Genomic DNA, 23,557 nt, shown 5'->3' with positions numbered 1-23,557 from the left:
CATGTCGCGAGGACTGATCGAAGCAGGCAAGGCCGCCGGACAAGCGGCAAGCGCCGGCGTGTCGCGCCGCGGGTTTCTCAAACTCGGCATGTCGCTCGGCGCGGCGGCGGGCGGCGGCTTGCTGCTCGGCTTCAGCCTGCCGGCGGCGGGCGACGACACGCGCCGTTCGGTGATCGGCGGCGACGGCGATGAAACCGCGCGTGCGGGCGTGTTCGCGCCGAATGCGTTCGTGCAGATCGACCGCGGCGGCAAGGTCACGCTGGTGATGCCGAAGGTCGAGATGGGACAGGGCGTCTATACGGCGCTGCCGATGCTGATCGCCGAGGAACTCGAAGTGCCGCTGTCGAGCGTGACGCTCGATCATGCGCCGCCGAACGAGAAGTTGTTCCTCGATCCGCTGCTCGGCGGCCAGCTCACGGGCGGCTCGACGTCGGTGCGCTACGCATGGGAACCGCTGCGCCGCGCGGGCGCAACGGCACGCACGCTGCTGGTCGCGGCGGCCGCGAAGCAATGGAATGTCGATCCGGCATCGTGCCGCGCCGCGAACGGCGAAGTGCAGCATCCGCCGAGCAGCCGGCGCGCATCGTACGGCCAGTTGGCCGACGCCGCGGCGAAGCTGCCGGTGCCGAAGGATGTCGTGCTGAAGAAGCCCGAGGATTTCAAGCTGATCGGCACGCCCGCGAAGCGGCTCGATTCGCCGGAGAAGGTCGACGGCACCGCGCAGTTCGGGCTCGACGTGCGCCTGCCCGGCATGCTGTACGCGGTGATCGTGAACAGCCCGGTGTTCGGCGGCACGGTTGCGAGCGTCGACGATACGGCCGCGAAGAAGATCCCCGGCGTGCGCCAGGTCGTGCGCGCGGACAACGCGGTCGCGGTAGTCGGCGATCACACGTGGGCCGCGAAGCGCGGCGCGTCGGCGCTCGTCGTGAAGTGGAACGAAGGCGCGGACGCAAAGGTGTCGACGAAGGACATCGTCGCCGATCTCGCGCAGGCCGCCGCGAACGGCAAGGGCGCGGTCGCGCGCAAGGACGGCGACGTCGGCAAGGCGTTCGCGAACGCGAAGACGCGCGTCGATGCCGTCTACGAGCAGCCGTTCCTTGCGCACGCAACGATGGAGCCCGTGAACTGCACGGTGCACGTGCGCGGCGACGGCTGCGAGATCTGGGTCGGCACGCAGGTGCCGACGCGCGCGGTCGACACCGTGCAGCGGCTCACGAGCTTTCCGCCGGAGAAGATCGTCGTGCACAACCACCTGCTCGGCGGCGGTTTCGGCCGGCGGCTCGAAACGGACATGATCGGCCAGGCGGTGAAGATCGCCAAACAGGTCAACGCGCCCGTGAAGGTCATCTGGACGCGCGAGGAAGACATCCAGCACGACATGTACAGGCCGTACTACTACGACCGGATCTCGGCCGGCCTCGACGCGAACGGTAAGCCGGTCGCGTGGCAGCACCGGATCGTCGGCTCGTCGATCCTCGCGCGCTTCGCGCCGCCCGCGTTCAAGAACGGCGTCGATCCCGACGCGGTGGAGGTCGCAACCGACCTGCCGTACGACCTGCCGAACCAGTTGATCGACTACGTGCGGCAGGAGCCGCGCCATGTGCCGACCGCGTTCTGGCGCGGCGTCGGGCCGACGCGCAGCACCTTCGTCGTCGAGAGCTTCATCGACGAGCTGGCCGCGCAGGCCAAGACCGACCCCGTGCAATACCGCCGCTCACTGCTCGGCAAGACGCCGCGCGCGCTCAACGTGCTCGACGTCGCAACGAAGGCAGCCGGCTGGGGGCCGTCGCTGCCGAAGGGGCAAGGGCGCGGCGTGTCGGTGATGCACGCGTTCGGCAGCTTCTTCTCGATCGTCATCGACGTCGCGGTGGACGACGGCGAGGTGCAGGTCAAGCGCGTCGTGTGCGCGGTGGATTGCGGGATGTTCGTCAATCCGAACACGATCGAGGCGCAGGTGCAGGGCGGCATCATCTTCGGGATCACGGGCGCGCTGTACGGCGAGATCACGATCGAGGACGGCCGCGTCGTGCAGAGCAACTTCACCGACTACCGGATGATGCGAATCAACGAGACACCGCCGATCGAAGTCCATCTGGTGAAAAGCGGCGAAGCGCCGGGCGGGATCGGCGAACCGGGCACGGCCGCGACCGCGGCGGCGCTGTCGAACGCGATCTTCGCGGCAACCGGCAAGCGGCTGCGCAAGCTGCCGGTCGGCAACCAGCTGAAGACGGCCTGAGGGGAGACGAACATGCGAAACCTCACCCTGAACTCGCTCGGCGCATCGCTGCTCGCACTGTCCGCGCTGCTGGCCGGCACGGCCGCGCACGCCGCACCGACGGCGCCCGCCGACAGCGCGCTCGTCGCGCGCGGCGCGTATCTCGCGAAAGCCGGCGACTGCGTCGCGTGCCACACCGCGCCGCGCGGCACGCCGTTCGCGGGCGGCCTGAAGATGGTCACGCCGATGGGCGCGATCTACACGACCAACATTACGCCCGATCCGGATACGGGCATCGGCGGGTACACGGAAGCCGAATTCGCGAGCGCGCTGCGCCGGGGCGTCGCGAAGGACGGCCATCGTCTGTATCCGGCGATGCCGTATCCGTCGTACGCGAAGCTGAAGGACGACGACGTGAAGGCGCTGTACGCGTACTTCATGCACGGCGTCGAACCGGTGAAGCAGGCGAACCGGGCGGCCGACATCCCGTGGCCGCTCAACATGCGCTGGCCGCTCGCATTGTGGAACGCGGTGTTCCTCGACACGACGCCGTATGCCGACAAGCCCGGAAAGGACGCGACGTGGAACCGCGGCGCGTATCTCGTGCAGGGGCTCGGGCACTGCGGGTCGTGCCACACCCCGCGCGGTGTCGGCTTCCAGGAGAAGGCGCTCGACGAAGGCGGCTCGGCGTTCCTGTCGGGGGCGGCGATCGACAACTGGTTCGCGTCGAACCTGACCGGCGAGCACAACACGGGGCTCGGCCGCTGGAACGAGGCCGACGTCGCGCAGTTCCTGAAGACCGGCGCGAACCGGCACGCGACCGCGTTCGGCTCGATGGTGAGCGTGATCAACCACAGCACGCAGGCGCTGAGCGACGACGATCTGGCCTCGATTTCCCGCTACCTGAAATCGCTGCCGGCCGCGGGCGGCACGGGCGCGCCGCCGTACAACTACGATCCGAAGCCGACGCAGGTGGTGCTGGGCCGGCCGGCAGCCGACCCGGGCGCGAAGGTGTATAACGCTTACTGCCTGCATTGCCACGGCGCGGACGGGCGCGGTTACGCGCCGCTGCTCGCGCCGCTCGCCGGCAATCCGAACGTGCTCGAAACCGATGCATCGTCGCTGATCAACGTGACGCTGAACGGCAGCGACACGCTTGTGATCGACGGCGTGCCTTCCGCGTATCCGATGCCGGCGTTCTCGAACCAGTTGAACGACCGGCAGATCGCCGACGTGCTGACGTTCATGCGCGCCGGCTGGAACAACGGCGCGCCGGCCGTGCAGGCGGCGGACGTCGCGAAACTCCGCAAGGCGACGGCGGCCGCGCACTGAGCGCGGCCCCATGCGGAACGACGGCGGGCCGGCGAGCCTGCCGTCTGCACCGCTGCCGGTTGCACGATGCTCCCGGCGGCTTTGCTCTTTCTGTCAACCGGCGCGCGGCCGTTCGCGGCAGCGCGCGTTTTATCGACGCAATGTAGGGGTGTCTGGATGGCTAACGTGACTTATACGGATACGCAACTGCTGATCGACGGCGAGTGGGTCGACGCCGCGAGCGGAAAGACGATCGACGTCGTGAACCCGGCGACCGGCAACGCGATCGGCAAGGTGGCCCACGCGGGCATCGCCGACCTCGACCGCGCGCTCGCCGCCGCGCAGCGCGGCTTCGAAACGTGGCGCAAGGTGCCCGCGCACGAACGCGCGGCGACGATGCGCAAGGCGGCCGCGCTGGTGCGCGAGCGCGCCGACACGATCGCGCAGTTGATGACGCAGGAACAGGGCAAGCCGCTCACCGAGGCACGCGTCGAAGTGCTGTCGGCGGCCGACATCATCGAATGGTTCGCGGACGAAGGCCGCCGCGTGTACGGCCGGATCGTGCCGCCGCGCAATCTCGGCGCGCAGCAGACGGTCGTGAAGGAGCCGGTCGGCCCGGTCGCGGCGTTCACGCCGTGGAATTTCCCGGTCAACCAGGTCGTGCGCAAGCTGAGCGCCGCGCTCGCGACCGGCTGCTCGTTCCTCGTGAAGGCGCCGGAGGAAACCCCCGCATCGCCGGCCGCGCTGCTGCGCGCGTTCGTCGACGCAGGCGTGCCGGCCGGCGTGATCGGCCTCGTGTACGGCGATCCGGCCGAAATCTCGTCGTACCTGATCCCGCACCCGGTGATCCGCAAGGTCACGTTCACGGGTTCGACGCCGGTCGGCAAGCAGCTCGCCGCGCTCGCGGGCCAGCACATGAAGCGCGCGACGATGGAACTGGGCGGGCACGCGCCGGTGATCGTCGCCGAGGACGCCGACGTCGCGCTCGCGGTGAAGGCCGCCGGCGGCGCGAAGTTCCGCAACGCGGGGCAGGTCTGCATTTCGCCGACGCGCTTCCTCGTGCACAACAGCATCCGCGACGAATTCACGCGCGCGCTGGTCAAGCATGCCGAAGGGCTGAAGATCGGCAACGGCCTAGAGGAAGGCACGACGCTCGGCGCGCTCGCGAACCCGCGCCGGCTGACCGCGATGGCGTCGGTGGTCGAGAACGCGCGCAAGGTCGGCGCGAGCATCGAGACGGGCGGCGAGCGGATCGGCTCGGCAGGCAACTTCTTCGCGCCGACCGTGATCGCGAACGTGCCGCTCGAAGCCGACGTGTTCAACAACGAGCCGTTCGGCCCGGTCGCGGCGATTCGCGGCTTCGACAAGCTCGACGATGCGATCGCCGAAGCGAACCGTCTGCCGTTCGGGCTGGCCGGCTACGCGTTCACGCGTTCGTTCGCGAACGTGCACCTGCTTACGCAGCGCCTCGAAGTGGGGATGCTGTGGATCAACCAGCCGGCAACGCCATGGCCGGAAATGCCGTTCGGCGGCGTGAAGGATTCGGGCTACGGGTCGGAAGGCGGGCCGGAAGCGCTCGAGCCGTACCTCGTGACGAAGTCGGTGACGGTGATGGCCGTCTGACGGTCGATCGTCAGCATGCGCGCCGCCCGTCGCTGGTGCGGCACGCGTGAGCGGCGCAGGTCGGGTATCGTGCCCGGCCTGCGCCGTTTTTTTTGTTTTCCGATCACCATGCCGTGGCGATTCACGATTCACGGCATCGGCGACGACAATGCCGCGTTCAGCCCTGCGTCGCGACCAGCGCCGCGGTCTGGCCCAGCCAGTCGGCCGGATCGCCGCGATGGTAGATGTGCTCCGACGGCTCGATATTGTCGATGAATCGCTGGTAGATCACCGCCCGCCTGGCCGTGGCGATCGGTGCAAGCAGGGCAGCGGCTCGCACCGGGTCGCTGCCGGGCAGCTTCGCCAGCCATTCGCGATTCCAGTGATCCTTGATCGCCGCCGCGTAATCGCGCGGAACCGCGTCGAGAAACGCGGACCGGTCGAGCAACGGGTGGCCGATTCCGCTGTCGCCCCAATCCAGCAGCGTGAGTTCCGATCGCGTGCCGCGAAAATTGCCGGGATGGCAGTCGCCATGAACCAGCGTATTCGGCAATCCGCATGCATCGATCCCGGCGAACCGTGCCGCGAGACCGCTGACGAAATGCCGTAGCGACGCACGTTCGTTGCGCGACAGTCCTTCGCCGGTCCGTTCGACGACGTCGGCAATATCCGCAGCCAGATCCGCGCCGCGCCAGTCGGGTAGCTGCATCGCGTGCAATTCGTCGACGCGGTCGATCCACGAGGCCTGGATATCGACCAGCAGCGTCACCATGCCGAGCAGTTGCGGCAGCGCTGCGTCGAACAGGTCGCTGCCGGGGATCTCCGCGAGCAGGATGCGTCCGCATTCGTCATGCCCGAGCAGCGTCGGCACGCGCCGGCCGGCCAGCGCCGTGATGACGCGCGCCTCGTGGCCGAGGAACGGCGGCACCACTTTCAGCCAGGCCGATTGCTCTCCGATCGGGATACGCCAGACACTGGACAGATTCCAGGTTCGCACCTGCACGGGTCTGGCGGTAGGCGACAGGCCGCGACCGGCAAGCACGCGCGCCGCCCAGCCGAGATCGGCCGCCGGGCCGCCCGGGCGCGCGTAACTTCGGCGCAGCGAATGGGGCTCGATGTTCCCTGCCCAGGATTCGGCCGGAACCGGTTTCGCAATCTCGGCCAGATAGGTGACTTCGCCGCCGGGCGCGCGGTCGCGCACGGTTTCCAGCAGGCGCAGGATCGTCACGTCGACGCCATGGCGTTCGCGCGCGGCACGCACGACCGACTCGACTTCCTGCCACCACGGGACGGCGACAGGCATCGGCGGCAGGCAGCCGACCACCGCGCCATCCGGCGTCACCAGCACCAGCCGCGCGACGCGCGGCGGCGGTGCCGCCGGATCGAGGGTCCCCGTCATCGTGCTCATTTCGCTCCCGACCGGCGTCGATTGCCGGTGCAGGGCGCAGCGTATCCCAATTCGCGAATGCGCGGCTACGGGGTTATGCGGTTACATGGCTCAATGCCGGCCGCTCCCCCGATAGCTTTCCACTTCCGCGTCGTACGCCGCCAGAAACGCCTTGCCGAACACCGATGCGAAATCGTCCTCGATCGCGAACACCGTATCGCGATGGGTCGCCGCGTAGCGATCCCACATCCGCGCCTTGTACAGCGCGGGCACGCGCTTCTCGTACCAGCGCATCGCATCGTCGCGTTCGCGCAGCCGTTGCGGCGAAAAACGCGTCAGCAGATCCATCAGCGCGGCGCGCATGCCGGCGACCATGCCGATCTGGTGCGCGTGCAGATCCTGGAACGCATCGCTGACCGCGCTCTGCGGCGACATGAAGCCCGGCAGCGGCAGCCCGAACATCTGCCGCAGCACCGCGCCGCCGTCCGGCAGCAGCTTCAGCGGATTGTTCTCGCGATCGAGCAGCATCGTCATGTGCGCCTTCACCTCGCGCTTCAGGATGCTGCGCGACGACAGCAGCTCGACCGTGCCGTTGGCGAACAGCGCCAGCAATTGGCCCGCGATATAGAGCTGTTCGGCCGACCATTGATGCGATTCGGCGGCCGTATCGAGCCCCGCGCCTTCGAAGAACGCGTTCAGCAGTTCGTCGGGTGTCGGCGGCGCCGGTGCACGCGCGGCATGCGGCGCCGGTTCGTCGGCCGGACGCACATCGGTGCGCGCGGCCGCCGGCTGCACGCGCACGTGCTGCGTCCACTCGGGAGCGTGGTCGGCCTGCGTCGCGGACGACGCTGCGCGATCCGCATTGCCGCGATCGGCGGACGGCGCCGTGCCCGGCGCGCCGATATCGCCGGACGACTGCGCGAACAGGTCGAGCGGATCGGTCGATAGCTGATTCAGGTCGCGCTGCGACGGTGCGGACGGCCCGGCCTGCTGCGCGGCACGGTTCGCCGGCCGCGCCGCGTCGGCGCGGGCAGGACCGCCCGGCCTGCTGCCAGCGTCCGCCGCCTTGCCGCGCGGGGCGAGACGATCCTGGAGCAGCCCCCATAGCCGGTTGCCGGCGCCTTTCGTGTCGTCGCGCGAAGGCGAGTGCGGGTGCAGAGGCTGAGCCGATCCGGCGGCCTCCGGCGCGCCGCGCCTGTCGACGTGCACGCCGGTATCGGGCGCCATGTCGATGACCGGCGCGTCGCTGCCGTCGTCGCCATCATCGCGTTCGGCCCTCAGCACGTACGGCCCGATGCGGATGATGTCGCCGGTGTTGAGCGGGCGTTCCTGCGCATAGCCGACCGGCTCGCGATTCACCTCGATCGTCGACACGCTGCTCAGGTTCTTCAGCAGGCACGCGTCGTCGCCCACCTGCAGCAGCGCCTGCAGCCGCGAAATCTGCCGCGTGTCGTCGCGCAGCACCAGATGGTTGTCGCTGGCCCGGCCGATGGTGCCGCCCGGCGGGTGAAACACGACGGCGTCGTAGGAGTCGTTTTCGACCGGTTCGCCGGCATGTTCGATCACGATCAGTTGCATGTCATACGTCGCTCGGTGGATGAAGCGCTCGCGTGGAAACCGGTTCGTTCAGGATGACGACGCATGTCTGCGACGCGCGAACTCGAACGCGGGCCCCCAGACCGGATGCCCCTTCTCGGCGGCGGACAGGTCGAAGCGCGGGTTGAGGTCGAGGATCTTCGAGAACTCGGCGCGGCACTGCGTGACGCGGTTCGTCACGCAATAGCTGAATGCGAGGAGCTTGTGCGCGGCAACCTGCGTGTCGGTGTCGGCGCCGTCGATCTCCTTCGCGCGGCTCAGCAGCGCGATCGTGCGCCCGTAGTCGCCGGCGGCGTACGCGGCGCGCGCGCTGTCGACCGTCGCATGCGCGGCCGACCGGGTCGGGGACGTGCTGCACCCGCCGACCCCCAGCAACAAGGCGCCGAGGAAAATAACGAGCAATGAACGGCCTTTCATTTTTGAAATGAAAATTCGGCGTAATTGGAAGGTGGCGCACAAGCGCTGTTGGATTCTAGTGCCAATCATCGGCATCGATGCCGCTGTTACGTTTTGTTTCAACTGGGCGATCCGATTCCATTTTAATCTGAAAATGGACTACGAATTTCATCACTTGTTAATCTAGGAAAACGATCTATAGTTCGCTGTGTTTTTCGGATTCGTCAGTTGTTTTGTCAGCGCTCGGCAATGCACAAAAAACCGGACCGTCCGTTCGGGCGGCACGAACAGCCTGGCACACCATCAGCGTCGCGAGCATCCCTTGCCCGGCGGCCGGCTGGCTTGCGCCCCGCGCCCATCCGACAGGTGTCCATGCAATAGAACCGGACCGCCACGGCGAACCGGTCGGGTAAGCTTTTTCGATTAATAACCAATCTCGATTCAATTACCTTTCACCTCGACAATTCAACTTTCATAAACCCAGGATGATTTGCCCCGGTTTTTACGATAAAATTTTCCGGAAAAAATTTCAGCGGAAGGATATGCCAGCCACATAATTACCGGTCAATTAATTGTCCCTTTTTTAATCCAATCAACCGGTTTCGAACTCGAAAACCGGCGGATGGCTATTGGGTGGCGAGGGTGGAATATGCAATGGCGGTCGAGCAGTTTCATCGTATGGGGATGCGTATTGCTGTTTCCGGGGTGCGGCGCGACGGAGCACGCAGCCGCGGTGCCGTATGCGATCACGGTCGACGTCGCGCCGGACGTCAACCCTGACATGAATCGCAAGCCTTCGCCGATCGTGCTGAAGGTGTTCCAGCTTCGCGCGGCGTCGGCGTTCGACAGCGCGGACTTCTTCTCGCTGCAGGACAAGCCCGGGAACGTGCTCGGCGCGGATCTGCTCGGCACCGACCGCGTGATCCTGCGGCCGGGCGAATCGCGCACGCTGCACTATCGCGGCAACGTCGAGGCCGGCGCGATCGGCGTCGTCGCCGAATACCGGATGCTCGAAAAGAACCGCTGGCGGCTGACGGTGCCGCTGCCGCGCGCGAAGCAGCTCAACCTCTACAAGTTCTGGCAGACGTCGCCGGGCGAGCTGAAGCTGTCGATCGCGGTACGGAACGGCGGCATCGCACTGAACGACGCGCAGGGGCGCCCATGACCGAACCGACGATGTCCGCGACGCCGGTCGCGGCCCTCCGCCAGCGCGTGGTGTGGACCGAGGGGATGTTCCTGCGGCCGCAGCATTTCCAGCAGCTCGAACGGCACTGGGAACGCTACGTCGCGCTGCGCTGCCTGCCGCTGCAGGGGTTCTACTGGGGCTTCGATGCGCTGGAAATCGATCGCGAGCAGCTCGCGCTCGGCAAGGTCGCGCTGCGCGCCGCGTCGGGCGTGATGCGCGACGGTACGCCGTTCGACCTGTCGCATCCGGACGATCTCCCCGAACCGCTCGACGTACCGGCCGACGCGAAGGATCAGCTCGTCGTGCTCGCGCTGCCGCTGTGGCGCGGCGGCGGCGAGGAGGTGTCGTTCGGTGCAGGTGCAGGCGTAGGAGCAGGCGCCGGAAACGTCGCGAACAACGCGAACGGCGGCAACGGCGCAAACGGCAACGCCGACGTCGCACGCTACGTCGTGCGCGAATACGAAGTGGCCGACGCGAACGCGGTCGCGCTCGGCCCCGCGCTGCTGCAGACGGGGCGCCTGAACGTGCGGCTGATGCTCGAAGCCGAGCTGACCGGCGACTGGCATGCGCTCGGCGTCGCACGGATCGTCGAGCGGCGCACCGACGCGCGGCTGCTCGTCGACGACGGCTACATTCCGCCGCGGCTCGTCGCGCAGCGCGATGCGGTGTTGCTGGCGTATGCGCGCGAGCTGCACGGGCTGCTCACGCAACGCAGCGAAGCGCTCGCGGAACGGCTGTCGGAGCCGGGGCGCGGCGGCGTGTCGGAAGTCGCGGACTTCCTGCTGCTGCAGCTCGTGAATCGTTATCTCGCGCTGACCTGGCATGCGCAGCAGCACGTGTCGACGCATCCGGAAGCGCTGTTCTGCGACTGGCTGAAGCTCGCATGCGACCTGAGCACGTTCACGGCGGCCGGCCGGCGCCCGCAGTCGCTCGCGGTCTACGTGCACGACGACCTGCGCACGAGCTTCGCGGAACTGTTGACGGAACTGCGCCGGTCGCTGTCGACGGTGCTCGAACAGAACGCAATCCAGATCGAGCTGCGCGACGCGGGCAACGGCATCCGCGTCGCGACGCTGGCCGATCCGGCGCTGCGCGACACGGCCGGCTTCGTGCTCGCGGTGCGCGCGGACGTGCCGGCCGACAGCCTGCGCGCGCGCTTTCCCGCGCAGGCCAAGCTCGGGCCGGTCGAGCGGATTCGCGATCTGGTGCAGTTGCAACTGCCGGGCATCACGATGCGCCAGTTGCCGGTCGCGCCGCGGCAGATCCCGTATCACGCGGGTCATACGTACTTCGAGATCGACAAGGGCAGCGACCTGTGGAAGCAACTGGCGCGCTCCGGCGGTCTCGCATTTCATTTCGCCGGCGAATTCCCTGGGCTCTCGATGGAGTTCTGGGCGATCCGCGGGTGAGGGCGGGCATCGCGATGAATAGTTCCTCCGATTCGATCGCCACCGGCGCAGGCGCGGGCGGCTTCGTGCCGCCGAATCCGGGCGGCATGCATCCGGCCGCCGCATCCGGCGCGTCCGGCGCGACCGGGCCGACGGCCACGCAGCCGCGGCCCGGCCGCTGGGCCGCGAGCGGCACGAACCCGCTCGTCGCGGCCGCGAACCCGCTGCTCAACCTGGTGCCGCAGATCCGCTCGACCGTCCATCATCCGAACCCGGCGTGGCTGCGCGAGCATCTCGTCGTCGAGATCCGCCAGTTCGAGGCGCGCGCGCAGGAAGCCGGCGTGCCGTCCGAGGCGATCATCGGCGCGCGCTACTGTCTGTGCACGGCGCTCGACGAGGCGGCCGCGCTGACGCCGTGGGGCGGCAGCGTATGGTCGTCGCACAGCCTGCTCGTGTCGTTCCACAACGAGACGTGGGGCGGCGAGAAGTTCTTCCACCTGCTCGAACGCCTGTCGCAGCAGCCGCGCCAGCATCTCGACCTGCTCGAGCTGCTGTATTTCTGTCTCGCGCTCGGTTTCGAGGGCCGCTATCGCGTGCTCGACAACGGCCACGCGCAACTCGATGCGCTGCGCCGCCAGCTCGCGCAGACGATCCGCTCGGTGCGCGGCGAATTCGATCCCGCGCTGTCGCCGCACTGGCGCGACGTCGTCACGCGCGACGTCGCGCGCCGCTTCACCGTGCCGCTGTGGGTGTGCGTGGCGCTCGCGCTGCTGATCGGCTTCGGCGTGTTCGTCGGGCTGCGCATCGCGCTTGCCGGGCATTCGGATCGACTGTTCGCGTCGATCGACGCGCTGCACGTGCCGAAACTGCAGCCCGCGCAAGCGCCGCCGCGCCCGGCGCCGGCGCCGCGCATCGCGAAGTTCCTGGCACCCGAGATCGCGGCCGGCCTCGTATCGGTGCGCGACGATGCCGATCGCAGCGTGATCGTGTTGCGCGGCGACGGGCTGTTCAAGTCCGGTTCGACCTCGGTGATCGATCGCTACGTGCCGGTGCTCGCGCGCGTCGCCGACGCGCTGAACAAGGTGCCCGGCAACGTGCGCGCGACCGGCTACACCGACGACACGCCCGTGCATACCGCACGCTTCGCGTCGAACTGGGACCTGTCGCGCGAACGCGCGGAAGCCGTGCGCAGCATGATCGCCGCGCGGCTCGACCATCCGGAACGGCTCGCGGCGGAAGGGCGCGGCACGCTCGATCCGGTCGCGCCGAACGATTCGCCCGCGAACCGCGCGCTGAACCGGCGCGTCGAGATCACGCTGCTGCCGGCTCCCGGCAGCGCCGCCGTCGGCGCGACGCAGGGGGCCAACTGACATGAACCAGGCTGTCGCGCGTTTCGTCCGGCCGTTGCCGTCGCGGGAGATCTGGACCTTCGCCGGTCTGGTCGTGCTCGCGTGCTTCGTGTGGCTCGCGGGCCCGCTGTTCGCGTTCGCCGAGGTCCGGCCGCTCGAAAGCGGCTGGGCGCGCGGGCTGACGATCGCGGTGCTGTTCGCCGCGTGGGGCGCGCGCGTCGCGTGGCGAAGCTGGCGTGCCGGCCGCCTCAATGCGCAGTTGCTGAACCAGTTGCGCGAGGCTGCGCCGGGGCCGGCCACCGCCGACGATCCGGCGAAGGCGCAGCTCGACGAGTTGCGCAGCCGCTTCGACGAAGCCGCGACGCTGCTGAAGAAGGTCCGCTTCGGGCAGGCCGATACGGTGCGCAAGGGCCTGCCGCGCTGGTTCGACCGGATGTCGCGCCAGTATCTGTATCAATTGCCGTGGTACGTGTTCATCGGCGCGCCGGGCTCGGGCAAGACGACCGCGCTCGTGAATTCCGGGCTCAGCTTTCCGCTCGCCGAGCAGTTCGGCCGCGCGGCGATTCGCGGCGTGGGCGGCACGCGGCACTGCGACTGGTGGTTCACGAACGACGCGGTGCTGATCGACACGGCCGGCCGCTACACGACGCACGAAGGCAACCGCGCGCTCGACGAAGCCGAATGGAAAGGCTTCGTCGACCTGCTGAAGAAATACCGCACGCGCCAGCCGCTGAACGGCGCGATGCTGACGATCAGCGTGGCCGACCTGCTCGGCGCGTCGGAAGCCGAACGCACGCAGCACGCGATGGTGCTGCGCAAGCGGCTGCTCGAACTGCGCGCGCAGCTCGGCATCCGTTTCCCCGTATACCTGCTCGTGACGAAGGCCGACCTGCTCGCGGGCTTCGCCGAGTATTTCGGCGGCTACGGCCGCGCGGAATGCGCGCAGGTGTGGGGCTTCACGTTCCCGCTCGCGCAGAGCGAGGCGCCCGGCTTCGACCTGCGCGCGGCATTCGACCGCGAATACCGGCTGCTGCACCAGCGGCTGAACGACGGTCTGCCCGAACTGCTCGCCGCGCAGACCGATGCACGCCAGCGCGAGATGACGTACCTGCTGCCGCAGCAGATCGCCGACCTGCAGGACATGCTCGGCCAGTTCGTCGCCGAGGTGTTTTCCGTATCGAGCTTCGAGCCGATGCCGATGCTGCGCGGCGTCTACCTGACGAGCGGCACGCAGGAGGGCACCGCGTTCGATCGCGTGATGAGCGGCATCAAGCGCTTCCTGAAGATCGAGGGCGTGCCGCCGGTCGCGCAGGTCGGCTCGACCGGGCGCAGCTTCTTCCTGAAGTCGCTGCTGCAGGAGCACATCTTCCGCGAAGCCGCGCTCGCCGGCAGCGACCTGCGCTGGCATCAGAAGCGGCGCGTGCTGCGGATCGCCGGCTACGCGCTGCTCGCGCTCGCATGCGTGGCCGTGCTGGCCGCGTGGCTGCGCAGCTATTCGAACAACCGCGCGTATCTCGACCAGATCGCCGCGCGCGTGCCGGCCGTCGATTCACGGATCGCCGGTGCGAAGTTCTCCGACGCGGCCGACATCGCGCGGCTGCTGCCCGTGCTCGATGCGCTCGGCGGGCTCGCGAATGCGGGCGGCGTCGACCTGCAGCATCCGCCGCTCGCGTATCGGTGGGGGCTGTTCCAGGGCAAGAAGATCGACGAAGCCGTCGATGCCGTGTACCGGCGCGCGCTCGACGACGTGCTGCTGCCGATCGCCGCGAGCCGGATGGAGGCCGCGCTGCGCGACGCGCGGCCCGACGAAACCGACTACGCGTATGCGGCGCTGAAGGCGTACCTGATGCTGTACGACAGCGCGCACTACGATCCCGCGTTCGTACAGGCCGTCGTCGATCTGGAAATGGAGCGCTCGCTGCCGCCCGATTTCTCGCCGGCCGAACGGTCCGCGCTGCGCGCGCATCTCGCCGCGCTGTTCGGCAACCGCGTCGCGGTGTCGCCGTATCCGATGAACGAGCGGCTCGTGGCCGACGTGCGCGACCGGCTGCGGCAGGTGCCGTTCTCGCAGCGGCTGTACCGGCAGCTCACGCGCACGCTGCGCCCGGCGACGTCCGCGTTCGACTTCAGCGTCGCGCGCGCGGTCGGCCCCGACGCGTCGCTGGTGTTCCGCCGCCAGGGCGGCAAGCCGCTGTCGGAAAGCGTGCCGGGCCTCTATACGCGCAACGGCTATCGCAACGTGTTCGCGCCGCGCCTGGCCGGCGAAGTCGAAGCGTACGGGCGCGAGGAAGTGTGGGTGCTGAACCTCGGATTGTCGGAAATCCCGGGGCCGAACGACGCGGCCGCGTGGGCGCGCGATATCCGCCAGCTCTACCTGAACGACTACCTGAAGATCTGGGACGACTATCTTGCCGACATCAAGCTGCAGCGCACGGCCACGCTCGCGCAGAGCATCCAGGTGGCGCGCGCGCTGTCGTCGGCCGATTCGCCGCTCACGCGGCTGATGGTCGCGCTCGCGCGCGACACGGCGCTCGGCGATGCGCCGGGCGGGGCGCGCAATCTCGCGGCCCGTGCGCAGGACAAGGTCGACGAGGCGCGCAGCTCGCTGTCGCAGATCTTCGCGGGCCAGGCAGGCGACGCGACTCCGTCCGCGGCGGCGCCCGCGAGCCCCGAGCAGATCGTCGACAGCCACTTCGCCGGCTTGCGCGCGTTCGCGCCGGGCAGCGGCGACCAGGCGCAGGGATTCGACACGGTGCTGAAGTCGATCGACGCGCTGTACACGTATCTGACGGCCACCGACGACGCGCTGCGCAGCGGCGCGCAACCGCCGCCATCCGACGCGCCCGCGCGGCTGCGCGCGCAGGCCGGCCGCCTGCCGACGCCGTTCCGCGAAGTGCTCGACGACCTGTCGAACGTCGCGAACGGCAGCGTCGCGACCGTCGAGCAGCGCAGCGTCGCGCTGCGGGCCGGCGCGAATGTCGGCGATTTCTGCCGGCAGGCGATCGCGGGCCGCTATCCGTTCGCGCGCGGATCGTCGCGCGACGTCGCGCCGGCGGATTTCGCGCAGATGTTCGCGCCGGGCGGCCTGATGGACGATTTCTTCCAGAAGAACCTGCAGTCGATCGTCGATACGACGTCGCACCCATGGCGCTTCGCGAACCGCAATGCGGACGCCGATCCGGCGGCGGCCGCGATGCTCGCGTCGTTCGAGAAGGCCGCGGTGATCCGCGACGCGTATTTCGGCGGCGGGGCGCGCACCGCACAGTTGAAGGTGCAGATCCAGCCGCTCGAAATGGACCCGTCGATCACGGAGATGGTGCTCGACGTCGACGGGCAGATCGTCCGCTACGCGCACGGCCCGCTCGTGCAGAGCGCGGTGGACTGGCCGGGCCCGCGCGGCAGCAACCAGGTGCGGCTGCAGGTGTCGGCGCAGGCCGGCGCGGCCGACGGCTTCACGACCGGCGGGCCGTGGGCGCTGCACCGGCTGTTCGACCGCGCGGCCGTATCGGCCGGGCGCGGCTCGGACCAGATGATTGCGCGCTTCACGGTCGACGGCAAACCGATCGTGCTGCAGGTGAACGCGGGCAGCGTCCGCAACCCGTTCAGGCTGGCCCAGATGGAGTCCTTTACATGCCCTCCGAAGCAATGAGCCCCACACCGCCGCTCACGAGCACCGCCGGCGACGCGCCGGCCTGGTACGGGAAGATTCCCGGCGCCGGCGACTTCGTGAACAGCCGGCTGCCGCATGCGCTCGCGCTGTGGTGGGAACGCTGGCTCCAGCAGGGGATGGCCGCGATGCGCCAGCGCGGCGCGGACGAGATCGAACGCCATTACACGGTCGCGCCGGTCTGGAATTTCCTGATCCCGACAGGCGCCGGTGCGTCGTGCGTGCAGCCGGGCTGCCTCGCGCCGAGCTGCGACCGCGTGGGGCGCTACTACCCGGTGATCGTCACGCTGCCGATGCGCGCGGCCGATTACTGGAACGGGCTGCCGGACACCGCCGACGCGTTCTACTGGCAGGTCGGCCATGCGCTGCTCGATGCGATCCGCCATGCACGCGCGCCGGGCGATCTCGAACGGACACTCGAACGCGTGCGGCTCGTACCGGGCAGCGGCAGGTACGCGGAACGCGTCGACGGCATGCCGGCCGCGCTGCCGGAGCAGCCGGCGCCGGCCGCGTGGCCGGGGCTGTCCGGCTATTTCGATCCGCACGGCGGCACCAGCTTCTGGTGGACCAACCGTGCCGACGGATCGCCGCTGCGCACGCATGCGCATACGGGCACGCCCGACAACGCGCTGTTCCTGACGCTGTTCGGCGGCGGTCAGCAGCCCGGCTGAAGCGCGGCGGGCAGAAGACACACGGTTTCATGAGGTGGACATGAAGGACCCTGGATCGAGAGACAACGAGCACGACACGGCGACACGCGGCGACGCATCCGAATTCACGGTGCGGCCGCTGCCGCTCGGTCATCGCCTGGGCGAGCTGCAGCTCGACGAGGTGCTGGGGATCGGCGGCTTCGGGATCGTCTATCGCGCGTTCGACCGGACGTTGCGGCGCGCGGTCGCGATCAAGGAATACATGCCGTCGATGCTCGCCACGCGCGGCGGCGACTACACGGTGTCGCTGCGTTCCGAGCGATTCGCGCAGGCGTTCGACGCGGGGCGCGGCGCGTTCCTCAACGAGGCGCGCCTGCTCGCGCAATTCGATCATCCGGGGCTCGTCAAGGTCCTGCACTTCTGGGAAAGCCACGGCACCGCGTACATGGTGATGCCGTTCTACGAAGGGCGCACGCTCAAGCAGCTGCTCGACGGCGGCATGCGGATCAGCGAGACGCAACTGCGCAACATCGTCGGCGCGCTGCTCGGCGCGCTCGACACGCTGCATCGCGCGCAATGCTTCCATCGCGACGTCGCGCTCGACAACGTGCTGATCCGCCCGAACGGCAGCGCGATCCTGCTCGACTTCGGCGCGGCGCGCAAACGGATCGGCGATCTCGTCGACGACGGCGCGATGATGATCAAGCCCGGCTACGCGCCGATCGAGCAGTACACCGACGATCCCGCGTTCAGCCAGGGGCCGTGGACCGATCTCTATGCGCTCGGCGCGGTGATGCACGCGATGATTACCGGCGAACTGCCGCCCGCGGCCGTCGTGCGCAGCATCAAGGACACGTACCGGCCGCTCGCGTCGCGCGAGTTGCCGGCCGGCGAGGTATACAGCCCGGCGTTTCTCGCGGCCGTCGATCATGCGCTGCAGCTGCGGATTCCGGATCGGCCGGAATCGGTCGCGGCGTTCGCGGCGGAGCTCGGGTTGCGGGACTTCGACCGGACGGGCGCCGGGTATGGCGCGGCGGTCGTGCCGCCGACGGGTGACGCGGGCAGCGGCGGGGAAGGGAAGACGGAGGCTTCGGTGGGTTCCGCTGCGGCGGGCATCGCGTCGGCTGCTGCTGCTGCGATCGGCGAGGGCGGGACGGCTTCTGGCAAGACTGTGTCGGATGTGCAGTCGTCAACGCCTGAGCGTCAGGACGGTATGTCGACACCGACGGACACCGCATCTGCTGCATCTGCCGTGTTCGGTGCCAAGCCGGAGGTGGGTGCGCCTTCAACGTCGAAGACCCCTGCGCAGGGCGCCGCGATTGCGGCAACGGGCGCGCTGGCATCGTCGGCCTCGCATGCTTCGCAGCCCGCGGCGAAGCCGGTTGAATCCGGTGCGCCGAATGGAAACGCCGAGCGTGCAACGGAGCCAGCCGCTGCCAGAACCGATACGCACCACGAAGCGGATACACGATCCACGCGTGCCGACGCAGACATCGGCAAGCGCAGCGCAGCGGATTCCGGGAACACGAACGGGAACGCGTATGCGGCTGCCGGTGCCGCCGATACGACTGCACCGCATCCCGCCGCATCGGCATCGAGTCGGGCATCCGCGCCGTCCGGCACCCAACGCAGCCCCGTGCCGACCGGATCGCGCAGCCGCCGCATACCGGTCTACGTCGGTGGCGCGCTCGTCGCGCTGATCGCCGTCGGCCTCGCCGCGAGCTATCTGTCGCGTCCCGCGCGTGTCGCCGACGAGGCCGCACCGGGCGCGAGCCAGCCGCAGGCCGGCACGTCGTCGCCCGCCAGTACGCCGGACACCACGCTGGCCCAGCACGGACCGACGCCGATCGTCGTGCCGCCGTCGAGCCTGCCGGCCGGATCGTCGGCTCAGGTTCCGCCGCCGCCCGTTGCCGCCGCGCCGGCCAGCACACCGGCCGTCGAGGCCACCGTCCCCACACCGCAGGTCGCGACCACCGTCACGAACCCGGCCCCGTCGCAATCCGGCTCCAGTTCCGCCATCGCGCCCGCCGGCAGCCTCGACACGTCGGAGCGCGTCGTCAGCGTGCCGCCGTCGGAAGCGGCCGCGCGACCGGCGACGACGCCGGCCCCGAAGCTGCCGTCGGAAGCCGAGACGGCCGTCGCCGCCGTAAACGTGCTGCCTGCCGAGCAACGTCCGCCGAAGACGCAGGAAACCGTCCAGGTGCGCTTCAACGTGCGGCCGTGGGGCGACGTGTACGTGAACGGCGCGCGGCGCGGCGCGAGCCCGCCGCTGCGCTCCGTGTCGCTGACGCCGGGCGTCTACCAGATCGAGATCCGCAACGGCTCACTGCCGCCGTTGCACCGCACCGTGGCGGTCGATTTCGGCAGCAAACCGATCAACATCGACTATGCATTCGAATGACATCAGCCAGGCGGCACTCGCTGTCGCCGTGCTTTCCCCTGGGTCGCCTGGTCTGCCGGCGGCGTCGCCGCGCGCCGACCTGATCGGCCGGCTGCTCGCGGACGTCGCGCCCGATGCGCCGTGCGGCGCGAATCTCGAATACGACGCCGAGTTCCTGCAGTTGCAGGAGCGCGCGACGCCGCGCGCCGAGCAGCAGTACGGCGACACCGTGATCCCGGCCGAGGCGCCCGACTGGGGCACGGTCGAGCGGCTGGCGTTGGCGCTGTCCGCACGCACGAAGGACCTGCGCGTCGTTGCGCACCTCGCGCGCAGCTGGATCGAGCAACACGGCCTGCCCGGCTATGCGGACGCGCTCGCGGTCGTCGCGAACCTGCTCGAGCGCCGGTGGGACGACCTGCATCCAAGGCTCGACGCCGACGACGAACCGGACCCGACACCGCGGATGAACGCGCTCGCCGACTTGGCCGGCGCGCACGACTGCGCACGTGCGGCGCGCCGCCAGCCGCTGTTCGACGGCGGGCCGAGCGTGCGCGATGCCGAACGGCTGCTCGACGGCCGCGATGAAGCCGGCGGCCGCGCAAGCCTGATTGCCGCGCTGTCGGCCGTGCGCGGCGACGGCACGACGCCGCTCGACGCTGCGCGCGCCGCGTTGCAAGCGCTGGACACGATCCGCGCGTGCGTGATCGACAAGCTCGGCCGCGAGTGGGCACCCGATCCGGGCGATGCGGAGAAGGCGTTGCAGCGGATCGTGCGCGAAGTGCCGGTGCCCGAATCGCAGCCGGGCGCGTCGGATGGAGCGAACTCCACGCCGCAGGCCGCATCCGGTGACGCATCGCAGGCCGGCACCGTGCCGGCCGCGCCCGCTGCGATGCCGAACGCGCACGCATGGCGCGATGCCGAGCTAACGAGCCGCGACGACGTCCGGCTCGGCCTCGACAAGATGTGCCGCTATTTCGAGCTGCACGAGCCGAGCCATCCGGCGCCGCTGCTGCTGCGGCGCGCGCAGCGGCTGCTCGCGCTCGACTTCTACGAAATCATCCGCGATCTCGCGCCGGAGAGCCTGCCGAAGCTGGACCTGCTGAGCGGAGAGCGAAGCGAATGAACCGAACGAAGCGAACGAAGCGAACGAGGGAAGCCGCCACGCGGGCGGCGGCAACGTACCGCGCAACCTGATCGACGTGAAGGAGTGGACGATGACTGACAGAACCAAGGCAGCGGGCAGCGGACAGAAGTTCATCGCGCGCAATCGGGCGCCGCGCGTGCAGATCGAGTACGACGTCGAAACCTACGGCGCCGAGCGCAAGGTGCAGCTGCCGTTCGTGATGGGCGTGATTTCGGACCTGGCGGGCAAGCGCGCCGAGCCGCTGCCGGATCTGCCGGAGCGCAAGTTCCTCGAGATCGACGTCGACAACTTCGACGAGCGGATGAAGTCGGTCGCGCCGCGCGTCGCGTTCCAGGTGCCGAACACGCTGACGGGCGAAGGGATGCTCAACGTCGACATGACGTTCGAGCAGATCGACGATTTCTCGCCGGCCGCGATCGCGCGCAACGTCGACGCGCTGCGCCGGCTGCTGGAAGCGCGCACCGAGCTGTCGAACCTGCTGTCGTACATGGACGGCAAGCACGGTGCCGAACAACTGATCGAGCGCGCGATCAACGATCCCGACCTGCTGAAGACGCTCGTGCGCAATCCGCACGAATCCGCGCAGCGCGGCGATGCGACCCAATCGGAGGCCCGCGATGAATGACCCCGTCCAAACCCGCGCCGACACGCGCGACGCCGCGCAGCCGGCCGTCGCGCACGACGAGTTCGCCGCGCTGCTGCAAAAAGAATTCAAGCCGAAGACGGCCGAGGCGCGCGAATCGGTCGAGCGCGCGGTGCGCACGCTCGCGCAGCAGGCGCTCGAACATACGGTCGGCATGACGACCGACGCGTACGGCAGCGTGAAGCAGATCATCGCGGAGATCGACCGGAAGCTGTCCGACCAGATCAACCAGATCCTGCATCACGAGGAGTTCCAGACGCTCGAAGGCGCGTGGCGCGGCCTGCATTACCTCGTCACGCATACCGAGACCGACGAGCTGCTGAAGATCAAGGCGCTGCCGGCGTCGCGCAACGAGGTCGCGCGGATGCTGAAGCGCTACAAGGGCGTCGCGTGGGATCAAAGCCCGCTGTTCCGCAAGATCTACGAGGAGGAATACGGGCAGTTCGGCGGCGAGCCGTTCGGCTGCCTCGTCGGCGATTTCCATTTCAACCACAGCCCGCCCGACGTCGAGATGCTCGGCGAGCTGTCGAAGATCGCGGCGGCCGCGCACGCGCCGTTCATCGCCGGCGCGTCGCCGGAGCTGATGCAGATGGATTCGTGGCAGGAGCTGTCGAACCCGCGCGACCTGACGAAGATCTTCCAGAACACCGAATACGCGGCGTGGCGCAGCCTGCGGCAGTCGGAGGATTCGCGCTACGTCGGCCTCGCGATGCCGCGGTTTCTCGCGCGGCTGCCGTACGGCGCGCGCACCAATCCGGTCGACGAATTCGACTTCGAGGAAGACACCGACGCCGCGAACCACGACCGCTACACGTGGGCAAACTCGGCATACGCGATGGCCGCGAACATCAACCGCTCGTTCAAGCAGTACGGCTGGTGCTCGTCGATCCGCGGCGTCGAATCGGGCGGGGCGGTCGAAGGGCTGCCGAGCCACACGTTCCCGACCGACGACGGCGGCGTCGACCAGAAGTGCCCGACCGAGATCGCGATCAGCGACCGCCGCGAGGCCGAGCTCGCGAAGAACGGCTTCATGCCGTTCGTACACCGGAAGAACTCGGATTTCGCGGCGTTCATCGGCGCGCAGTCGCTGTACCAGCCGGCCGAATACCACGATCCCGACGCGACCGCGAACGCACGGCTGTCCGGCCGCCTGCCGTACCTGTTCGCGTGCTGCCGCTTCGCGCATTACCTGAAGTGCATCGTGCGCGACAAGATCGGCTCGTTCCGCGAGCGCGACGACATGGAGCGCTGGCTGAACGACTGGATCATGAACTACGTCGACGGCGACCCCGTGAACTCGTCGCAGGAAACCAAGGCGCGCAAGCCGCTCGCGGCCGCGCAGGTTGTCGTCGACGAGGTCGAGGACAACCCCGGCTACTACACGTCGAAATTCTTCCTGCGGCCGCACTACCAGCTCGAAGGGCTCACGGTATCGCTGCGGCTGATCTCGCGGCTGCCGACCGCGAAAGCGGCGAACGAATGAGCGAAGAAGTGAGCAACAAATGAGCAGCAACCGGCTTTCAACACGGCATTCAACCTGACCTCGAACCGAAACGGAGACGGCAATGGGCGTAGCAATGTTTATGAAGGTGGACGGCGTGACCGGCGAATCGGCGGACGCGCAGCACAAGGGCTGGACCGACATCCAGTCGTTCACGTGGGGCGCGAGCCAGCCGGGCGCGATGGCGAGCGGCAGCGGCGGCAACGCGGGCAAGGCGAGCTTCAACGATCTCGTCGTCGCCGCGTACATGGACAAGGGCGCGCCCGCGATCATCAAGAACTGCGCGAACGGCAAGCACCTTTCGTCGGTCGAGATTTCCGCGTGCAAGACGGGCGGCACGCAGGTCGAGTTCATGCGCGTGACGCTGCAGGAGGTGCTCGTCACGTCCGCGCAGGTGGCGGGCGTCGATCCGGGCGACGTCGCGGACCGGCTGATGATGCATTACGCCTTCCAGGCTGCGAAGGTGAAGAAGCAGTACTGGCAGCAGAACGACAACGGCGGCAAGGGCGCCGAGGTGACGGTCGGCTGGAACATCAAGGAAAACACCGAGATGTGACGGGCCGGGCAGGCACGGAGACGACGATGGACGACCCGCGAACCCGTGACGGACGCGAGGGCCGGGACGGCAGCCTGCGCGACCGGCTGCAGCCCGCCTTGCTCGACCGCCTCACCGACGACGCGCCGCAGCGCGCGACCGAAGCGCCCGGCGCGCAATGGATCGGCACCGAGCGGTTGCGCGCGGCCGTGCTGCGCGATCTCGCGTGGCTGCTCAACACGCGCAACGCCGAGGACGGTTTCGTCGACTGGTCGGCGTTCGCGCACGCGCAGGCGTCGGTGCTCAACTACGGGATGCGGCCGCTCGTCGGCAAGCCGATGTCGGGCGTCGAGCGGATGTCGGTCGAGGCGTCGATCCGCGATGCGATCGTTCGCTTCGAGCCGCGCATCGCACCCGACAGCGTCGAGGTGCGCAGCGTGATCGACGCGCCGGGCGGCCGGGCCGGCGAGCGACGCCACAACGTGCTGCTGTTCGAGATCCGCGGCACGCTGTGGTCGATCCCGCATCCGCTCGAATTCGTGCTGCGCTCCGACCTCGATCTGGAAACGGGCGCGATGTCGCTGCAATCCGTGGCGGGGGCCTGACG

17 protein-coding genes are annotated in these 23,557 nt (G+C 68.9%); 14 read left to right on the top strand and 3 right to left on the bottom strand.

Features of this window, described 5'->3' with window-relative positions; translation table 11 throughout:
- Nucleotide 1: 1 nt before the first annotated feature.
- The 3 genes from ACPUER_RS09475 to ACPUER_RS09465 all read left to right on the top strand — a co-directional run bounded on the left by ACPUER_RS09475 (nucleotide 2) and on the right by ACPUER_RS09465 (nucleotide 5,149).
- Nucleotides 2-2,236, top strand: coding sequence for a molybdopterin cofactor-binding domain-containing protein (locus tag ACPUER_RS09475; protein ID WP_425130939.1), 2,235 nt, complete (start codon nucleotides 2-4; stop codon nucleotides 2,234-2,236).
- Nucleotides 2,237-2,248: 12 nt separating this feature from the next.
- Nucleotides 2,249-3,547: a cytochrome c gene (locus tag ACPUER_RS09470; protein WP_310140044.1), complete on the top strand. Its 1,299-nt coding sequence runs from the start codon at nucleotides 2,249-2,251 to the stop codon at nucleotides 3,545-3,547.
- Between the two features lie 156 nt (nucleotides 3,548-3,703).
- Nucleotides 3,704-5,149 carry an NAD-dependent succinate-semialdehyde dehydrogenase gene (locus ACPUER_RS09465; RefSeq protein ID WP_425130938.1) on the top strand — a complete coding sequence of 482 codons (1,446 nt, stop codon included), beginning with the start codon at nucleotides 3,704-3,706 and terminating at the stop codon, nucleotides 5,147-5,149.
- A gap of 157 nt (nucleotides 5,150-5,306) precedes the next feature.
- Here the strand turns inward: ACPUER_RS09465 and ACPUER_RS09460 are convergent, their stop codons facing one another.
- The 3 genes from ACPUER_RS09460 to ACPUER_RS09450 form a co-directional block, all read right to left on the bottom strand.
- Nucleotides 5,307-6,527, bottom strand: a complete 1,221-nt coding sequence (locus ACPUER_RS09460; protein WP_425130937.1) for a phosphotransferase — start codon at nucleotides 6,525-6,527, stop codon at nucleotides 5,307-5,309.
- Nucleotides 6,528-6,626: 99 nt separating this feature from the next.
- The gene (gene tagH, locus ACPUER_RS09455; protein WP_425130936.1) at nucleotides 6,627-8,093 is read right to left on the bottom strand and encodes a type VI secretion system-associated FHA domain protein TagH; all 1,467 of its coding nucleotides are present in this window, start codon (nucleotides 8,091-8,093) and stop codon (nucleotides 6,627-6,629) included.
- A gap of 48 nt (nucleotides 8,094-8,141) precedes the next feature.
- Entirely contained in the window at nucleotides 8,142-8,528 is a 387-nt protein-coding gene (locus tag ACPUER_RS09450; protein WP_425130967.1) for a TssQ family T6SS-associated lipoprotein, read from the bottom strand.
- 628 nt (nucleotides 8,529-9,156) lie between these two features.
- Here ACPUER_RS09450 and tssJ point away from each other — a divergent pair.
- The 11 genes from tssJ (at nucleotide 9,157) to tssE (ending at nucleotide 23,555) form a co-directional block, all read left to right on the top strand.
- Entirely contained in the window at nucleotides 9,157-9,672 is a 516-nt protein-coding gene (tssJ, locus tag ACPUER_RS09445; RefSeq protein ID WP_034179516.1) for a type VI secretion system lipoprotein TssJ, read from the top strand.
- The gene (gene tssK / locus ACPUER_RS09440; protein ID WP_425130935.1) at nucleotides 9,669-11,102 is read left to right on the top strand and encodes a type VI secretion system baseplate subunit TssK; all 1,434 of its coding nucleotides are present in this window, start codon (nucleotides 9,669-9,671) and stop codon (nucleotides 11,100-11,102) included. Before tssJ ends, tssK begins: the two co-directional genes overlap by 4 nt.
- Before the next feature lie 14 nt (nucleotides 11,103-11,116).
- Nucleotides 11,117-12,451: a DotU family type VI secretion system protein gene (locus ACPUER_RS09435; protein WP_175959129.1), complete on the top strand. Its 1,335-nt coding sequence runs from the start codon at nucleotides 11,117-11,119 to the stop codon at nucleotides 12,449-12,451.
- Between the two features lies 1 nt (nucleotide 12,452).
- Complete coding sequence (tssM, locus tag ACPUER_RS09430) at nucleotides 12,453-16,079, top strand: type VI secretion system membrane subunit TssM (RefSeq protein ID WP_425130934.1); 3,627 nt, start codon at nucleotides 12,453-12,455, stop codon at nucleotides 16,077-16,079.
- Nucleotides 16,076-16,768 carry a type VI secretion system-associated protein TagF gene (gene tagF, locus ACPUER_RS09425; RefSeq protein WP_072436812.1) on the top strand — a complete coding sequence of 231 codons (693 nt, stop codon included), beginning with the start codon at nucleotides 16,076-16,078 and terminating at the stop codon, nucleotides 16,766-16,768. Before tssM ends, tagF begins: the two co-directional genes overlap by 4 nt.
- A gap of 40 nt (nucleotides 16,769-16,808) precedes the next feature.
- A complete protein-coding gene (locus ACPUER_RS09420; RefSeq protein ID WP_425130933.1) occupies nucleotides 16,809-19,148 on the top strand; it encodes a protein kinase domain-containing protein in 2,340 nt (779 codons plus the stop codon).
- Nucleotides 19,135-20,250, top strand: a complete 1,116-nt coding sequence (tssA, locus tag ACPUER_RS09415) for a type VI secretion system protein TssA (RefSeq protein WP_425130932.1) — start codon at nucleotides 19,135-19,137, stop codon at nucleotides 20,248-20,250. The genes ACPUER_RS09420 and tssA overlap by 14 nt, the downstream gene beginning before the upstream one ends.
- A 91-nt stretch (nucleotides 20,251-20,341) precedes the next feature.
- On the top strand, nucleotides 20,342-20,896 hold the full coding sequence (gene tssB, locus ACPUER_RS09410) for a type VI secretion system contractile sheath small subunit (RefSeq protein WP_425130931.1): 555 nt from the start codon (nucleotides 20,342-20,344) through the stop codon (nucleotides 20,894-20,896).
- Entirely contained in the window at nucleotides 20,889-22,397 is a 1,509-nt protein-coding gene (gene tssC / locus ACPUER_RS09405) for a type VI secretion system contractile sheath large subunit (RefSeq protein WP_425130930.1), read from the top strand. Before tssB ends, tssC begins: the two co-directional genes overlap by 8 nt.
- Nucleotides 22,398-22,479: 82 nt before the next feature.
- Complete coding sequence (locus tag ACPUER_RS09400; protein WP_425130929.1) at nucleotides 22,480-22,971, top strand: Hcp family type VI secretion system effector; 492 nt, start codon at nucleotides 22,480-22,482, stop codon at nucleotides 22,969-22,971.
- Nucleotides 22,972-22,997: 26 nt separating this feature from the next.
- Nucleotides 22,998-23,555: a type VI secretion system baseplate subunit TssE gene (tssE, locus tag ACPUER_RS09395; protein ID WP_310140073.1), complete on the top strand. Its 558-nt coding sequence runs from the start codon at nucleotides 22,998-23,000 to the stop codon at nucleotides 23,553-23,555.
- The last annotated feature ends 2 nt before the right edge of the window (nucleotides 23,556-23,557 follow it).

This window comes from Burkholderia sp. DN3021, assembly GCF_049805555.1.
Taxonomy (GTDB): Bacteria; Pseudomonadota; Gammaproteobacteria; order Burkholderiales; family Burkholderiaceae; genus Burkholderia; species Burkholderia pyrrocinia_C.
This window is presented reverse-complemented; position numbering and strand designations above follow the sequence as displayed.

Bases quoted from the DNA above. Each gene is read 5' to 3' on its own strand.
- ACPUER_RS09420 (WP_425130933.1), top strand. From the start codon at position 16,809: ATGAAGGACCCTGGATCGAGAGACAACGAGCACGACACGGCGACACGC.
- tssJ (WP_034179516.1), top strand. From the start codon at position 9,157: ATGCAATGGCGGTCGAGCAGTTTCATCGTATGGGGATGCGTATTGCTG.
- tssE (WP_310140073.1), top strand. From the start codon at position 22,998: ATGGACGACCCGCGAACCCGTGACGGACGCGAGGGCCGGGACGGCAGC.
- tssC (WP_425130930.1), top strand. From the start codon at position 20,889: ATGAATGACCCCGTCCAAACCCGCGCCGACACGCGCGACGCCGCGCAG.
- tssM (WP_425130934.1), top strand. From the start codon at position 12,453: ATGAACCAGGCTGTCGCGCGTTTCGTCCGGCCGTTGCCGTCGCGGGAG.
- ACPUER_RS09465 (WP_425130938.1), top strand. From the start codon at position 3,704: ATGGCTAACGTGACTTATACGGATACGCAACTGCTGATCGACGGCGAG.
- ACPUER_RS09450 (WP_425130967.1), bottom strand. From the start codon at position 8,528: ATGAAAGGCCGTTCATTGCTCGTTATTTTCCTCGGCGCCTTGTTGCTG.
- ACPUER_RS09475 (WP_425130939.1), top strand. From the start codon at position 2: ATGTCGCGAGGACTGATCGAAGCAGGCAAGGCCGCCGGACAAGCGGCA.
- tagF (WP_072436812.1), top strand. From the start codon at position 16,076: ATGAGCCCCACACCGCCGCTCACGAGCACCGCCGGCGACGCGCCGGCC.
- tagH (WP_425130936.1), bottom strand. From the start codon at position 8,093: ATGCAACTGATCGTGATCGAACATGCCGGCGAACCGGTCGAAAACGAC.
- tssK (WP_425130935.1), top strand. From the start codon at position 9,669: ATGACCGAACCGACGATGTCCGCGACGCCGGTCGCGGCCCTCCGCCAG.
- ACPUER_RS09435 (WP_175959129.1), top strand. From the start codon at position 11,117: ATGAATAGTTCCTCCGATTCGATCGCCACCGGCGCAGGCGCGGGCGGC.
- ACPUER_RS09470 (WP_310140044.1), top strand. From the start codon at position 2,249: ATGCGAAACCTCACCCTGAACTCGCTCGGCGCATCGCTGCTCGCACTG.
- ACPUER_RS09460 (WP_425130937.1), bottom strand. From the start codon at position 6,527: ATGACGGGGACCCTCGATCCGGCGGCACCGCCGCCGCGCGTCGCGCGG.
- tssA (WP_425130932.1), top strand. From the start codon at position 19,135: ATGCATTCGAATGACATCAGCCAGGCGGCACTCGCTGTCGCCGTGCTT.
- tssB (WP_425130931.1), top strand. From the start codon at position 20,342: ATGACTGACAGAACCAAGGCAGCGGGCAGCGGACAGAAGTTCATCGCG.
- ACPUER_RS09400 (WP_425130929.1), top strand. From the start codon at position 22,480: ATGGGCGTAGCAATGTTTATGAAGGTGGACGGCGTGACCGGCGAATCG.